At 40.0% G+C, this 14,958-nt stretch carries 13 protein-coding genes; 5 read left to right on the plus strand and 8 right to left on the minus strand.

Going from position 1 to position 14,958, the window contains the following annotated elements:
• Positions 1-19 precede the first annotated feature (19 nt).
• From SJPD1_RS04065 to mobB, 3 genes are read right to left on the minus strand one after another with little or no spacing between them, the layout of a single operon-like run.
• Positions 20-217: a hypothetical protein gene (locus SJPD1_RS04065; protein WP_096046077.1), complete on the minus strand. Its 198-nt coding sequence runs from the start codon at positions 215-217 to the stop codon at positions 20-22.
• Complete coding sequence (locus SJPD1_RS04070) at positions 210-1,046, minus strand: class 1 fructose-bisphosphatase (protein ID WP_096046078.1); 837 nt, start codon at positions 1,044-1,046, stop codon at positions 210-212. Before SJPD1_RS04070 ends, SJPD1_RS04065 begins: the two co-directional genes overlap by 8 nt.
• 1 nt (position 1,047) lies before the next feature.
• Positions 1,048-1,545: a molybdopterin-guanine dinucleotide biosynthesis protein B gene (gene mobB, locus SJPD1_RS04075; RefSeq protein WP_096046079.1), complete on the minus strand. Its 498-nt coding sequence runs from the start codon at positions 1,543-1,545 to the stop codon at positions 1,048-1,050.
• Positions 1,546-1,645: 100 nt separating this feature from the next.
• On the opposite strand from mobB, the gene SJPD1_RS04080 reads away from it, so the two are divergent.
• Positions 1,646-2,122 carry a hypothetical protein gene (locus tag SJPD1_RS04080; RefSeq protein WP_096046080.1) on the plus strand — a complete coding sequence of 159 codons (477 nt, stop codon included), beginning with the start codon at positions 1,646-1,648 and terminating at the stop codon, positions 2,120-2,122.
• Here SJPD1_RS04080 and SJPD1_RS04085 read toward each other — a convergent pair.
• The 5 genes from SJPD1_RS04085 to SJPD1_RS04105 form a co-directional block, all read right to left on the minus strand.
• The gene (locus tag SJPD1_RS04085; protein WP_096046081.1) at positions 2,064-3,707 is read right to left on the minus strand and encodes a lytic transglycosylase domain-containing protein; all 1,644 of its coding nucleotides are present in this window, start codon (positions 3,705-3,707) and stop codon (positions 2,064-2,066) included. The genes SJPD1_RS04080 and SJPD1_RS04085 overlap by 59 nt on opposite strands.
• Positions 3,697-3,993: a YggT family protein gene (locus SJPD1_RS04090; RefSeq protein ID WP_087438001.1), complete on the minus strand. Its 297-nt coding sequence runs from the start codon at positions 3,991-3,993 to the stop codon at positions 3,697-3,699. The genes SJPD1_RS04085 and SJPD1_RS04090 overlap by 11 nt, the downstream gene beginning before the upstream one ends.
• A complete protein-coding gene (gene gltX, locus SJPD1_RS04095; protein WP_096046082.1) occupies positions 3,990-5,288 on the minus strand; it encodes a glutamate--tRNA ligase in 1,299 nt (432 codons plus the stop codon). Before gltX ends, SJPD1_RS04090 begins: the two co-directional genes overlap by 4 nt.
• Positions 5,281-7,533 (minus strand): glutamine--tRNA ligase/YqeY domain fusion protein, encoded by a 2,253-nt coding sequence (locus tag SJPD1_RS04100; RefSeq protein WP_096046083.1) that lies wholly within the window; start codon positions 7,531-7,533, stop codon positions 5,281-5,283. The genes gltX and SJPD1_RS04100 overlap by 8 nt, the downstream gene beginning before the upstream one ends.
• Before the next feature lie 570 nt (positions 7,534-8,103).
• Positions 8,104-8,727: a hypothetical protein gene (locus SJPD1_RS04105; protein ID WP_096046084.1), complete on the minus strand. Its 624-nt coding sequence runs from the start codon at positions 8,725-8,727 to the stop codon at positions 8,104-8,106.
• Positions 8,728-8,823: 96 nt separating this feature from the next.
• Between SJPD1_RS04105 and SJPD1_RS04110 the strand changes: the two genes are divergently transcribed.
• From SJPD1_RS04110 to SJPD1_RS04125, 4 genes are all read left to right on the plus strand, one after another.
• Positions 8,824-9,315 carry a PDC sensor domain-containing protein gene (locus SJPD1_RS04110; protein ID WP_245391481.1) on the plus strand — a complete coding sequence of 164 codons (492 nt, stop codon included), beginning with the start codon at positions 8,824-8,826 and terminating at the stop codon, positions 9,313-9,315.
• The gene (locus SJPD1_RS04115; RefSeq protein ID WP_096046086.1) at positions 9,312-9,971 is read left to right on the plus strand and encodes a hypothetical protein; all 660 of its coding nucleotides are present in this window, start codon (positions 9,312-9,314) and stop codon (positions 9,969-9,971) included. Before SJPD1_RS04110 ends, SJPD1_RS04115 begins: the two co-directional genes overlap by 4 nt.
• 167 nt (positions 9,972-10,138) lie before the next feature.
• A complete protein-coding gene (locus tag SJPD1_RS04120) occupies positions 10,139-13,237 on the plus strand; it encodes a two-partner secretion domain-containing protein (RefSeq protein WP_096046087.1) in 3,099 nt (1,032 codons plus the stop codon).
• Positions 13,238-13,249: 12 nt separating this feature from the next.
• Entirely contained in the window at positions 13,250-14,932 is a 1,683-nt protein-coding gene (locus SJPD1_RS04125) for a ShlB/FhaC/HecB family hemolysin secretion/activation protein (RefSeq protein WP_096046088.1), read from the plus strand.
• Positions 14,933-14,958: the final 26 nt, after the last annotated feature.

The raw sequence follows: 14,958 nt of genomic DNA on the forward strand, positions 1-14,958 counted from the left end.
AAATTGATTCATTGTATTGTTAAAACTCAAAGCCGCCACCTTGTCCTTTAGCCATACTCTCGTAAACGGCTTTCACATAGGTTTTGCGGGTTTCACATTCAAACATTTTTTCACAGTCACTACAGGTCACAAGATTTTTGTCTTGTTGACACACTTGCAAGAGTGCTTTTTTTTCTTGCAAATCTTGTTCGTAAATGTCACTCGTTTCACTACTCATAGCACTTCCGAACACGTTCTATCTCTGCATGCGAGCCAAAGAAGCATGGTGTGGTGTCATGAGGATGTGATGGTGCCAGCTCTAAAATTCTACGTTTTCCGTTGATCGCCGCACCACCCGCTTTTTCATAGACAAATGCAAAAGGGAAGACTTCAAAAATCATACGGAGTTTACCTTTGGGTACGTCACTCGTTGCAGGGTAAGAGAAGAGTCCGCCACCTTTGAGAAGAATCTGATGCAAATCGGGTACCATACCGCCAGAGTAACGTAAACGGTAGCCATCTGCAAAAATGGCATCAATCATTGCTTTGTGTTTTGGCTCCCAGCCCATTTGGGTTGCACCAGGTGCGTTGAGTTTACCTTTTTCTTTGAGCTTAATTTCTTTAATGAAAACGAATTCCCCCGCTTTATTTAAACGGTACATCTTGACATCTTCTTGCGCGATCACGAGCTCAACACGTGGTCCATAGACAACATACACCGCTGCTTTAAGGTGTTTTCCCTCATAGCCACCTTCGTAGATGCCAAAGATGGAACCAACACTCAGATTAACATCGACAAGGCTAGAACCATCCAATGGGTCGTATCCCACACCGTAAATCCCGTTTACATGTAAAGGGGTTTTACCTTCTTTCTCTTCACTGACAATCTCTTTAATCGAGGCAACTTTTGCAAACTCTTCTTCGATGATAAGATCGCTTTTAATGTCTAATTTAAGCTGTGTGTCGCCTGTGGAGTTAATATTCTCAGAATATCCTGTGTCATCAAACTCAATGGCCTCTCTGATGCGCTTTGCTGAGCGCTTGATTGCTTCATAAATTTCTTGCATATTATTTGACCTTTTTGGCATTTTTTTGTATCCAAGCAACGACTTGCTCGGGGTTATTTAAATCTAAAATCGCAATATGTGAGGGGATCGCGTAGTCACTTAATGTCACACTCTCATCAACGGCAATGGCATCGGAACAGTCAAAATAGTCTACATTCAGTTTGTTACGAAAAATAGCAATGCGAGGGAGTGGGAGGGTCTTGAGGCCTTCAACCAATAAAAAATCAAAATCGCCAAGCAAGGAGATAATCTCATCTAAACTTTTGGGGTGTTTTGAAAAGAGTGTGGTACGCGTGGGAGAGGTGACGACGACTTCAGCTCCTGTTTGGGCAAATTTCCAACTATCTTTACCCTCAACATCAAAAATAGCTTTATCACTTGGGTCATTTTTAATGATAGCTAGAGTATATTCAGATTTCAGAATATTGGCGACTTTGAGGATCAGCGTTGTTTTTCCGCTATCCGATGGTCCTGTAAAAGCAACGGCTAAGGATTTCATTTTTTCCTGCTTTTTATGTTATTATCATAGTAATAATAGCAAAAAAAGATTTAGCTTTTGATGAGATGCGAAGAATAAGAGCTGAAGATGGAGAGCAATAATGCGATATGGTTTGATGGTTTTGGTTGTTTTAATACTGCAAGGATGTGCTACAAAGTTAGCCGATGATCAACATGAAAAATTGATGGATTATGGGATGTTCAACTCTAAAAAAATTGAGATCAAAAATTCTGAAACATCGAAGACGTATGTGACGATTACCTATTTAAACCCGATCAGCCATGAATTAATTACACAAGAGAGTGAAAAATTTATTGTCGGTACGTATATGGCGACGGGGGATGGCTCTTTTGAAAAAGTGACACTTGGTGGTTTTAAAGTCAATGGATCAGATGAAAATCTCACCGTGACACCTCTACCCCAAGAAGCGCCGCTCCTCAAGCTTGTTTCAAGTACCAATGCTTGGACCAACTATGTGCTAGTCCAAGCGCCTAAAACAGAACAGATTAAAATGGAATTTAGTTTCGAAAACGATCAGTCAAAGAGGGTGACAACAAATTTTCAAAAAGATTACTAATAGAGACATCGTCACCTAAAAGGTGGCGATAGACCACATAATTTGCAAGCACCTTTTTACCGTACTCGCGACTCTCTTCGTTATTCATCGTCTCCATGCTCCAAAATGGTTCATATTCCCCTTGAGAAAACGCTCCACCTTGCAGATGTTTTTTGGTAAATCCCATGCCACCATTGTAGGCATAAGCCACAAAAAGAGGATGGTACAAGCTTTTTTCTAAGAAATTGAGGTGAATATTTCCAAAAAGATACGCAATACGAGGGTCGAACATATTGGAGATGGAAAACTCTTCAAGTTTCTCTTTTTTAGCAATATCCCGTGCCACAAATGGCATAAACTGCATCATTCCTAGAGCATATGACGTGGAGACAACAGAGGGAATAAAACGACTCTCTTGACGCGCGATAGCAAGCATCAACGCTTGGCGGTGTATTGAGTAAGTGCTCAGCTCTTCAGGATAAGGAATAGGGTAATAGCTTTTTGTATAGTGCGTGACACGTTCCATCAAATAGCTGTAATGCGGTAAGGTATTGGCATATTTAAAGCTTTGCGCTAAGGCTTCAACTTCTTCAGCACTCATTTTATAGACTCTGTTCATAACTTTTGGCCATGCAAAAGGATCACTGATATTAAATGTTGGGTGCGTTCCTTCGAGTACAGGCGATACAATGTTCTGCACAGGACGATCCAATTTTTCATAGGCGTAGAGAGCGTACATATTAATGTCACTATCGTGTATGATACGCTCTAAAAAGTGGCTATCTTTGGTCACTAAATATTGCCAAAAGAGGGCTTTGTCTTTTTCTTCACCTCTCGTAGCCCGCTCATTTGAGAGTTCAAAAAAGTGGAGAGCTTGCTCTTTTTCTTGGTATTTGAGGGCATTAAGTCCCAGATAAAAAAGTGATTTAGCGTTTACATGTAAAGATGGATTTACATGTAAAAGTGATTTTTGGACAGTGTCAAGTTTATCGTTTTGGACGGTGCTATACACGAATTGGTTAAATTTTGGCGAGTTCGAAAGCCTATCTATCTGAGCTTGGGGAATGAGCTGTTGGTTAAAAATAGCCATCTTGTACGATGAAATACTTCCATTGAAAAGGCTTAAAAATGTGTTTTCACCACTGTTCAGTGCTACTTCATAAACATCATCACTTTCCATCAATGTAATGAGATTAACAAGCTCTTTATTGTGTTTTAGACGAGGTTTAATGAGTTTCAGTTGGCTTTTAGGAAGCGAAGTGATTTTGGCAGTGTTGATGCCGATATTAAGGCATTCATCATCTTCTTTCATTAATGAATTGATGTCAAGATCAATACACTTTGAGATCTTTTTGTATTCTAGATTATCCATTTTTTTAGCGAAAAGATGGAAAAAACGGATGTTCATCGTGTGGACCATCCCAAAGAGCGCTTTGGCTTCTTTGGGAGTTGTCTCATCACGTTGAAGGTATTCGTAAATATAAAAATCTTTGGCAAGGCTTCGTGGTTTATCAGCAAAAAAACTAAAATTCACAGCTTCTTCAGCAAAAAGATCGACACAGACGCAAAGGCAGAGGAAAAGTCCAATCAGTAATTTATAAAACATTGGCAAGTGCGAACAAAAGTTTAACTGCGAACAGGTCTATAAATTGAAGTGCTAAAATCACAATGAGAGGCGCAAGGTCGATACCACCAATTAACGTTGGAACCAGTTTACGAATAAACGCATACACTGGGTTTGTGAGCCGAAAAAGGATCTGCACAATCGGATTGTACGGGTCAGGGCGTACAAAGGTAATGAGTGCTGCAATAATCACCACCCAAATGTAGATATTAATCAAGGTATGCAAAATAGTGGCAAAAGCTTCAATAAGTGTTGCTAAAACGATCATCTAACAATCTCCTTCAGATAGGTTTTAATCAGTGGATACAATAAAACAAGCTCAGGGCTATTATCTGCGCCACTCAGCCAAAAACGAAGCGGTTTAAAGAAAGGTTCTCCTTTGATGCCGCTTTTTTCGATGAGATATGTTTGAAATTCATCAAATTTCTCAAAATAAGGTGCTTGTAAAATCAACTCTTGTAAAAGTTTACTCTCTTTTTCAAACGCTGCATGAAACGATTTTTTGGCAAAAATAGCATCAACTTTTTGCTTGATTGCACGCGTGGTACTTACCTCTTCGGTGAAAAGTTTTGCCAGCTTTCCAATGTTGTCACAAGCATAACCGATACGTTTAGAAAGCTCCATATCGGGGATACGTTTGATGTGCTCACGGTTAATCAAGCGAAGTTTTTCAATGTCAAAACGCGCAGGAGCTTTGGAAATTGCCTTGAGGTCAAACCATGTTATCGCTTCTTGGAGAGTAAAAATTTCACACGGAGTAGGGTGACTCAAAAGAATCAGATAGTTTAAAATCGCTTCCGGCATAAAACCTTGATCTAAAAGCCATTTCACGCTTGACGTATCATCAAATGCACTCATTTTTTGCCCCTCATCGTTAAGGATGCTTGGCACGTGAGCGTATTGAATTTCTTGGTCGTAACCCAAACTTTTACGTATGAACTCTTGTCGTGGTGTATCAAAGAGATGATCTTCGCTTCGGATGATGTACGAGATACCTTGAAGCATATCATCGCACGCACAGGCAAAGTTATAGGTCGGATATTTATCCGCTTGCATCATCACAAAAGCGTCAACCACATCAGGTTCAAGGCTAATCTTTCCTTGAATTGTATCGGTAAACGAAATAGCTACTTCTGGTTTTTTCATACGGATAACAAACGGCTTGGGATTGTTTAAAATCTCTTCGCTGCTTAAGTGCTCACACGTTCCATCGTAACAGTACGTTTTACCCTCTGATTTGGCTTTTTCTCGTTTTATCTCAAGTTCTTTTTCACTGCAAAAACAGATAAACGCTTTTTTTGTGTCTAAAAGCGTGGAGGCAAATTGAAGATGGTATTTAAAATTTTGACTTTGGTAATACAGTTGCGTGTAAGAAATACCAAAAAGATTAAGCATATCAAGGATGTCTTGGTCTTTGCCTTCGATGTTCTGCTTTTTGTCCCTATCTTCAATGCGTACCACCATAGAGTCCTTGGTTTGAATAGCATACATGTAATTAAACAGTGCGATTCGTAAGGATTCTATACTTAAATCTGCGCTAGGAGTGGGTGCAAATCTAACCATTTTTTAATTTCTCTGCTACCAGTTCATTCACGACGGTTGGGTTTGCTTTGCCACCGCTTTTTTTGAGAACTTGTCCCACAAAAAAGCCAAAAAGATTGGTATTGCCTGCTTTATATTTTGCGACACTCTCAGAGTTTTTGGCGATGACTTCTTCAATCATTGGCTTTAATTTCGCAGGATCGCTGATTTGTGTCAATCCTTTTGTTTCAACGATGGCTTTTGGATGTTCTCCCGATTTTGCCATCTCTTCAAAGACTTGTTTGGCAATTTTAGTGGAAATTGTTCCTTCATCGATCATGGTGACAAGTTCGGCGATCTCTTTGGCGCTAAAGTTTAATACACTAGCACTTTTGAGTTCTCTTGCCACTTCATTGGCGACACTATTCGCAAGGCTTATAGGACTATGGATGTAAGAGAGCGTCTCTTCATAAAAAGAAGAGAGTTGTGTATCGCGCGCTAAAATATTGGCTACTTCATGATTAAGCCCAAACGTTTTTGTGTACTTCGTAAAAAGTGCTTGCTCCGCTTCGCTCATAGGCGCTACTTCACCTTCTACGATAGGGAGCTTTTTAGCCTCAGGTTTAGGGGTAGATTCGGTTGCTTCAACCTTTTTAGCCCATGAGTCTTTAAGCCCTACAATTTTGTTAAAGACAGGCTTTGCATCGGTGTAATCAACGGGGTCTGCGTAAAAATACCCTTGTCTTTCAAACTGAAATCTAACATCAGGTTTTTCGGTAATCACGGCAGGTTCAACAAAGGCATTTGTGATGACATGTAAAGAATCAGGATTGAGATCTTCTAAGCCATCAGGGGCATCACTCGAATACAACCGCTCATAAAGCCTGACTTCGACTTTTTTGGCATGCTTTGCACTGACCCAGTGAATAGCACTTTTTGTTTTAATCCCACTGGTGTCTTCACCACTTTTGGAGTTGGGATGATACTCCGCTTTGAGTTCTACAATGTTGCCACTAGCGTCTTTGATAACCTCTTTACATGTAAGAATATACGCATGTTTCAAACGCACGGATTGCTCAGGTGTCAGACGGTAATAGCCTGCTGGAGGATTCTCCATAAAATCATCTCTCTCAATGTAAATTTCCCGTGAGAAAGGCAGTTTACGTGAGCCCTCTTTAGGGACATCATGCGGGTAATAAGAAGCATCAATCTCTTCAACGCCGTCATAATTTTCGATGGTGACTTTAAGCGGATCAAGCACACACATCACACGAGGTACTTTTTGATTGAGATCGTCTCTGATGCAAAATTCAAGTTGCGCTACATCGACCATGGAGTTTGCTTTGGCAATACCAATTTGATCGCAGAAATTCAAGATGGATTCAGGGGTGTAGCCTCTTCGTTTGTAGCCTGCAATGGTCGGAAGGCGAGGGTCATCCCAGCCATTGACATAACTACCATTAACGAGTTCTAAGAGTTTTCGTTTGCTCATCACCGTATAGTTGATGCCCAGACGTGCAAACTCATATTGGTAAGGGCGAGGGAGTTTTAATTCGAGTTCATCTAAAACCCAGTCATAAATCTCACGGTTGTTTTCAAACTCTAACGTACAGATAGAGTGCGTCACACCTTCGATGTAGTCGGACAAGCAGTGCGCAAAGTCGTACATCGGGTAGATGCACCACTCATCACCCGTTCTAAAATGATGTGCATGGCGAATGCGGTATAAAAGAGGGTCGCGCATTTTCATATTGGCAGCACTCATGTCAATTTTGGCACGTAAAACGTGTTCGCCATCTTTAAACTCACCTTTTCTCATGCGTTCTAACAGGTCAAGATTTTCTTCAATGCTACGCTGCGCAAATTTACTTCTACGACCTGCTTCTTTGATCGTACCGCGGTATTCACGGATTTCTTCTTCATTGAGGCTGTCCACATAGGCTTTACCCATTTTGACCAGTTGTACGGCATAGTCGTAAATTTTAGGAAAATAATCAGAGGCAAAGCGCACGTGATTCGCCCATTCAAACCCAAGCCATGTCACAGCATCTTTTAGCGCTTCAACATATTTCATATCTTCGGTTGTGGGGTTTGTGTCATCCATTCTGAGATTACAATGCCCTTTATAATCACGCGCAATGCCAAAATTGATACAGATAGACTTAGCATGACCAATGTGCGGGAATCCATTAGGTTCTGGAGGAAACCTGGTGATAATTTCATGATACTTTCCAGACTGTAAGTCCTCTTCCACAATGGTACGTAAAAAATCTTTGCTCTCACTCATGTTCTTAAAACCTTTTGTTTTATTCCTCTTATAAACATGTATTTTATCATGCTCTTTATTAATTAATAGGATTTATGGGTATTGACAATTTTATCTTATGTGCGATAAGGAGTGTATTAAAGAATCCAATTTTAAGTTGAGATCGCAAGATTAAACCTGTTGGTGAGATGCTTTAATACCCCTCAATGATAGCAATCACTACGAAAATTTAAATTTTATGAGCATGTTGCACTTATTCCATTAATGACACAAAAAAGCTTGAGATCAATGTACCGTATAATCTTTAGTGTTTGAATTTTTGGAAGTAAATTTCACTATTTATACAATCCTTACATGTAAAATATTTTGAAATTATTAAAGAGGAATGTCTTTGAATTTGGTGATTAAAAAAGAGAATAGTGAGACTACATTCATTTACTTTGCCTGTGAATGATATTTATAATTCATAATAGCCCAAGTGATTAAGATGATATTAGCGAGCACAATAATGCCAATGAAAATATTCATGTTCGTCAATTCTCCTTTTAAAATTCTAGGAAAGGAAGGATGAAATCCTTCCTTAAAAAACGGCTAACGTGCTGGAACGCGCGTTGAAAGTGCTAAGGGTTTAAACTCAGGCACAATACGACATTCATGGCTTGGATCCCATTTTGGGTCGAGTGCTTTACACTGCTTTTCAACATCATTTGGTGTTGGTTTTTTACCAGTATCAACCCATGAAAGAAGTGCATTCATAGCAGCCACATATTGAGCATCACTCAGGTAACTGTGTTCTTTGTCATTGGTGTAGAGTTGAACCATATTCCCTGCATGTCCCGCTTTTGCAACCGTCTCTTCCCAAGTATTTGCAAGTTCCACAAAAGCGATAGGGTCATTCATACCGCGCATCGTTAAGATTGGAAGGGCAATGTTTTCTGTTGGATTTGTGTCTTTTCCAAAATCAACCACTGCGGTTGGGTCTGCTTTGTAACGAAGGACTTTTGTGTTCAATGCTTCATCATTGCTTGAACCAATATATTTTACCGTGTCGTTGCTAAAGGGATTTCTGCCTTGTAAACGCGTAAAGACAATATCTTGGAAATGGTGTGTTGCCCAACTCATATGTCCTTGAATACTTTTTTCAGGAATTCTAATAACATTAACAATCGTTTTAAGATTCTCTTTCTGCTTTGCTGAGCGATTAACTTCTGGCATATTAAGTCCTAAACATTTAAAGAACTGAGAAGAGATTGGTATGATCCAAGATCAAGACCATGGTACAGTAGTGGAATCAGCGCTGATCAACCTCTTATTGCTGATCCATTTGTGGGATTCGCAAGCAACCAATTTACGATTGCCATTGCCTCTCCTGTAATAATGGTCGATGGCAAAAAACAAGGCGTCGTAGCGGCCTCTTTTTATGTCAATAAACTGTACCGTAAAATCAAAGCGATTCACGCTGAAGAGGGGTATGCTTATGTCATCGATGCTGCGGGTAAAATACTCTTACATCCAGACAAAACAATGCTCAATCTCTCTTTACCCGAACAGACAGCTGAACTGAAAACAATGTATGATTATATGGTGAAACATAAAGAGGGTGTTTATGAAGACTCTCATGAACTAATGACCTTTAGTGAACTCTATAATGGTTGGTATATTGTTGTTTCTGTCTCAAAAGGAGATGCTTATGCTTTTAGTAACACCATGCTGAAGCTCTTTATCGTTATGGAGACATTGATGATAGCCTTGACTGTCATGATTTTAATGAAAATGACTCAAAAGAGTCTGGAGGAGTTATGAAACGGTTTATCATATTCTTTGTATTTTGCTTGAGTGTCGTGCAATGCTTTGCTTCACCAACATCTCTTTCACAAAATATATATGAAGAAGCAATGAAAATTTTTGAGACAATGCATGAAACGCATTATGATCACCATAGCCGCATTGATGAAAAGCAAGGGTATTACAGTTTGGATTGTTCTAGTTTTGTTTGTTATATTCTTCAAAAAAATGCACCTATGTCTTTGAGCGTACTTCCCGTCGATAAACACCATACTCATGCACGTGCTCAAAATTTTTATGATTATTTTAAAAGTTTACAAAACGTCTCTTCTCAAAAAGAGTGGATGCCAATCTTGCGTATTAAAGATCTTGAAGAAGGAGATATTATCGCATGGAAATATGATCCTTCTTTACAAAAAAAAGATACGGGACATGTGGTGATTGTGCAGCAAAAACCTCTCTTAGAAGAGGGGAATCTTTACCGAATACGCGTTATAGACTCCTCCAAAGGAAAACATGCCAATGACACTAGAGCCAAAGAAAACGATGGCATTGGCAGCGGTGATATGTGGTTTCGAGTCGATGAACGCGACTATCCTATAGGACTATATTGGTCAAGCAAAGAGAAAAAAGAGAGTCAACACCCCATTGCTATGGGACGAGCCTTAAAATAGATACAATACAATTTTATTGTGTAAAAAGTTTTGCTATATTTACTGAATGCGCATTTATCAGTTTTTTTCTCAACATCCACACCAATGCATACTTTTTAATCTTAATTTGTAACTAAAACATAATTTCTTTTGGGTACGATTATCCCAAAAAAATATGTGGAAAAAATATGTACACTTTTTATTGGCAACAATGTGACTATGGTTCGCGCTTCCATATCTTAAAAGGTGGCAAGATAAGTTTAATCGTATCCGCCTTTATCGCAACGACAACCTTGCTTCAAGCCTCTCCAATCGGTGGTGTTGTAACGGCAGGAAGTGCAACTATAGCTGAGAGTGGCGCAGTGACGACCATTACCCAATCCACTCAAAAAGCTGCTATTAACTGGAATAACTTCTCTATTGCACCATCAGAAACTGTCAACTTTAATCAACCCAATGTCTCTTCCATTACATTAAATAGAGTAGTCGGTAATGAAAAAAGTATTATTGATGGAGCATTAACTGCCAATGGAGAAGTTTTTATCTTAAACTCCAATGGGGTTTTATTCTCTAAAAATGCGAGTATCAATACCGCAGGACTTGTAGCCACAACGATGAATCTTAGTGATATGGATTTTATGAATGGTAATTATCAGTTTAAAGGCAACAGTAGTGATTCGGTTATTAATCAAGGAACTATACATGTCTTTGATAAAGGTTATGTTGCCTTATTGGGTAAAGAAGTCAGAAACGAAGGGATTATCAGAGCTACACTTGGGAAAGTTGAGCTCGTCGGTGCAAAAGAAGTTACGTTAAACCTTAACGGAAACTCTCTGGTAAGTCTTACGGTCAATAAAGGTCTTTTAGATGCGCTTGTTGAAAATAAAGGTGCTATTTATGCTGATGGTGGCGAAGTTTATTTAACGACTGCTGCTGTTAATGAATTACTTAAAGGGGTGGTGAATAACACAGGGCTTATCGAAGCAAACTCCATTGATGATATCACAGGTAAAGTTGAACTGTTTGCTCATGGTGGTGAAGCAAAAGTGAGTGGAAAAATAAAAGCTGAAGGTGGATTTGTTGAAACCAGTGGTGATAAGGTGAGTATCGCTGATAGCTTCAGAGTAACTGCCGATACATGGCTTATAGACCCAACAGACTTTACGGTAGCCGCAAGTGGTGGGGATACTACAGGAGCTGCAATCGCTGTAAACTTAGCCACGGCTAATGTAGAGATATTCAGTAGTACGGGATCGACTGCTGGTAGTGGAAATATTTATGTCAATGATGCAATTAGTTGGAATTCAACTAAAAAACTAACGTTAACTGCTCAAAATGACATCTTCATCAATCAAGCTATCACCGCAACACAAGGACAATTAGCACTTTATTATGGACAAGGAGCCATTGCTTCTGGAAATAGCTCAAATTACCACATCAATACCCAAATCAATTTAAGCTCAGGAGATAATTTTCTTACAAAATTGGGAAATGATGGGGGTGAAATAACTTGGAGTGTCATAAATGACATTACTGCACTCCAAGGCATCTCTCTTTCAGGTCATTATGCTTTAGGAAGTAATATAGATGCTTCTTCTACAGCATCTTGGAATAGTGGGGCTGGGTTTGTGCCGATTGGAAATTCATATCCATCCTTTTCAGGAAGTTTCGATGGGCTTGGGCATACGATTGATGCTTTAACTATCAATTTGCCAGGGACTGATTTTGTTGGATTATTTGGCTACATAGATGGCGCATCGGTGATTAAAAATATTGGTCTTACCAATGTCAATATCACTGGAAAATCTTATAGTGGTGGATTAGTTGGATTTAGCTATGGAACAATCACTAACGCTTATGCTACTGGAAATGTGAATGGAACGGATCATCTCGGTGGACTTATAGGAATGAATAGAATGGGGGCTATTACCAACGTTTACGCTACTGGAAATGTAAATGGAACGGATCATCTCGGTGGGCTTATAGGAACGAATGATAGTGGAAGTATCACAAATGCGTATGCTACCGGGAATGTGAGTGGAACGGATTATCTTGGTGGACTTGTGGGAACGAATGATGGTGGAACTATTACCAACGCGTATGCTACTGGGAATGTGAGTGGTGCTAATTATCTCGGTGGCCTTGTAGGTGCCAATAATAATTTTGTCATGATGATGTTTACACGTTCTGGAACGATTACCAATACTTATGCCACCGGAAATATGATTGGAATAGGTACTAATATAGGTGGGATTGTTGGACAAAACAATGGAATTATCACTGCTAGCTTTTGGAACACTGACAAAAGTGGCAGTACAGGCATAGGAAGTGGGGATACGAGTGGTGCCATTGGAAAAACAACCGCAGAACTTCAACAATTTAGCACCTTTGATAATGCAGGTTGGGATATTGGTGTAGGCACAAGCATAAACCCATCTTTAAGCATGGATAGCGCCGCACATACTTGGACGATGGTATCTGCTCTTCACTACACACTTTCAGATATAAGCAATATCTACAAAGGAACCGCTTACAGCTTAAGTGATTTATGGAGTGCAAGTTCACTCTTTGGTGCAAGCTATAGTTCATGGATAGTTGGGATGGATTATACGTTTTTAGATAATAGCGGCAATGTTGTTACTAGCTATACCAATGCAGGAACCTATAGCAATCTTCACATTGATATCCTACGAAACGGCTACACGGAGGCCACGAGTGGAAATACCATAGGAAGCCTAACCATCATTAAAGCCCCACTTACCATAACTGCCAATAATGCCTCAAAAACTAAAGATGGCATAGCCTACAGTGGTGGAAATGGTGTGAGTTACAGCGGTTTTGTAAACCATGAAACCGCTGCTGTTTTAGGAGGTGCTCTTAGTTATGGTGGCACCGCTCAAGGGGCTACCACGGAAGGAACTTATGTTATTAAACCTATGAGGCTTAGCAGTGGTAACTATACGTTAAATTATGTAGATGGTGTTCTAATGATCACGTTAGCACCCACGGTTTCAACTTCTCGTGAACCCAACATCGCTCATATCGAAAATGGGGTAGCCGTTCGCTCTCCTTTCTTTGCCGAAACAATACAAACTTTGGAAACACCATCCAATACGACACCACCATTAGAATGGGTTGGATTAGAAGTATTGCAAGGGGTGCTTCATACAGCAAGCTCAGGTGATACCCGTGTACCATTATGGTCAAACTCACTCATACAATTGGTGAACGGTGGCGTGCATTTGCCAGAAGGCTTAGATCAACAATTTTTTATGGTACAAAGATAAGAGGAATAGCCTATGAAAATATTCAAACTAAAACGTATTATCACCCTATCGCTCACAGCAAGTTCACTGCTCTTTGGTACACCACCTACAATCGGTGATGTTGAACGCCAAGCTCAACCGCCCAAAGAAGTTCAAGAGAGTCCAAACACTCTTATTCCAACACTTCCCAGCGACCCCTTGAAAGAGCCAATGGTCGAAGAGAATGGAAAACTCATTGAAGTAAAAACTTTTACGATCACGGGAGCTTTACATGTAAAGCAAGAATTTCTCCAAGAACGATTAAAACCCTATGAAAATCAAAGCCATAGCTTTGCAGAACTTCAAAAGATTACTTCTTTGATTACGAAAATATACCGTGAAGAAGGTTACTTCGTGGCACGAGCCTATATTCCTAAACAAAATATGAAAGAGGGTATTTTAGAGATTGCTGTGGTTGAAGGTACATATGGCGTTTTCCATCTTAACAATAGCTCTTTAGTGTCTGATAAACATGTACAAGCCATGTTAAATGCTGTTAAAGATGAAAATGTTATCTCCGTTAATACCTTAGAGCGAGCCATGCTCATCATCAATGATACCCCCGGTGTAAAAGTCACAGGAGCTGATGTTAAGCCAGGTGCTGCAGTTGGGACATCCGACTTTGATATGACCACCGAAGCCACGAATCCCTATAGTGCTTATATTGTAGGGGATAACTATGGCAGTAAATACACAGGGCGTTATAGAACCAATGTAGGCGTAAGTGCGAACTCTCCTTTGGGATACGGCGATAAACTAGGTATGAACGGTGTAATGTCCACGACTTCCGATCTGAAAAATGGAAAGATCTACTATAACTTCCCCTTGATGGCAAATGGTCTTAGGGGTGAACTCACTGCTTCTCGTACAACCTATTCCTTAGCCGAAGAGTATGCCGCCTTAGATGCCTTGGGTCATTCCACCACACTGGAAGCCTCTTTGATCTACCCACTCATCAAAACACGTCTTGAAACTTTAGATGTCACCTTAGGGTATGCGCATAAAAATATGAAAGATGAAGTGCGAAGTACCGGTACTGTGACCCCAAAAGAGTCTGATGCGGCTAATCTTACCTTTGCCTATATGCGTAATTGCCTTCTCTTTGGCTTGAACAGTACTGCCAATGCCAGTATTACACTCACGAAAGGTAACCTTAGCTTTCATGATGCCGATGCACTGATCCAAGACCTTACAGGGGCTCAAACCAATGGAGATTACACTAAAGTGAGTGGTTCACTGGAAAAGTCCATTCAATTAAACCCAGAGTATGCCCTTACCACAAGCCTTCGATTCCAAAAAGCGCTAAATAGTAAAAACCTTGATGGCAGTGAAGACTTCTCACTAGGAGGAGCTTATGGGGTCAGAGCTTTCCCTGATGGTGAACACAGTGCTGAAAATGGCTATCTCCTAGGAGCAGAACTCTTCTATACCCTTCCTCGCGTTGAAGGTATCAATCATAAAGTCAGTCTCTTTGCCGATACCGGCTATGCCAAAATGGAAAATGCTATCAGTGGGAGTGAAGGAAGACAGCTCAGTGACATAGGTTTAGGTTATCAAGCTTCCTTCAAACAGTTTTTTACCAAAGCCCAAATTGCCAGAGTCATAGGTGGAGAAAAGGTAGAGAGCGAGTCTGAACACTCTACAAAACTACTACTTCAAATCGGGTATGTGTATTAATTAATATTCTTTTACATGTAAAGATG

The organism is Sulfurospirillum diekertiae (genome assembly GCF_002309535.1).
GTDB classification, from domain to species: domain Bacteria; phylum Campylobacterota; class Campylobacteria; order Campylobacterales; family Sulfurospirillaceae; genus Sulfurospirillum; species Sulfurospirillum diekertiae.

Bases quoted from the DNA above. Each gene is read 5' to 3' on its own strand.
- SJPD1_RS04065 (WP_096046077.1), bottom strand. From the start codon at position 217: ATGAGTAGTGAAACGAGTGACATTTACGAACAAGATTTGCAAGAAAAA.
- SJPD1_RS04070 (WP_096046078.1), bottom strand. From the start codon at position 1,046: ATGCAAGAAATTTATGAAGCAATCAAGCGCTCAGCAAAGCGCATCAGA.
- mobB (WP_096046079.1), bottom strand. From the start codon at position 1,545: ATGAAATCCTTAGCCGTTGCTTTTACAGGACCATCGGATAGCGGAAAA.
- SJPD1_RS04080 (WP_096046080.1), top strand. From the start codon at position 1,646: ATGCGATATGGTTTGATGGTTTTGGTTGTTTTAATACTGCAAGGATGT.
- SJPD1_RS04085 (WP_096046081.1), bottom strand. From the start codon at position 3,707: ATGTTTTATAAATTACTGATTGGACTTTTCCTCTGCCTTTGCGTCTGT.
- SJPD1_RS04090 (WP_087438001.1), bottom strand. From the start codon at position 3,993: ATGATCGTTTTAGCAACACTTATTGAAGCTTTTGCCACTATTTTGCAT.
- gltX (WP_096046082.1), bottom strand. From the start codon at position 5,288: ATGGTTAGATTTGCACCCACTCCTAGCGCAGATTTAAGTATAGAATCC.
- SJPD1_RS04100 (WP_096046083.1), bottom strand. From the start codon at position 7,533: ATGAGTGAGAGCAAAGATTTTTTACGTACCATTGTGGAAGAGGACTTA.
- SJPD1_RS04105 (WP_096046084.1), bottom strand. From the start codon at position 8,727: ATGCCAGAAGTTAATCGCTCAGCAAAGCAGAAAGAGAATCTTAAAACG.
- SJPD1_RS04115 (WP_096046086.1), top strand. From the start codon at position 9,312: ATGAAACGGTTTATCATATTCTTTGTATTTTGCTTGAGTGTCGTGCAA.
- SJPD1_RS04120 (WP_096046087.1), top strand. From the start codon at position 10,139: ATGTACACTTTTTATTGGCAACAATGTGACTATGGTTCGCGCTTCCAT.
- SJPD1_RS04125 (WP_096046088.1), top strand. From the start codon at position 13,250: ATGAAAATATTCAAACTAAAACGTATTATCACCCTATCGCTCACAGCA.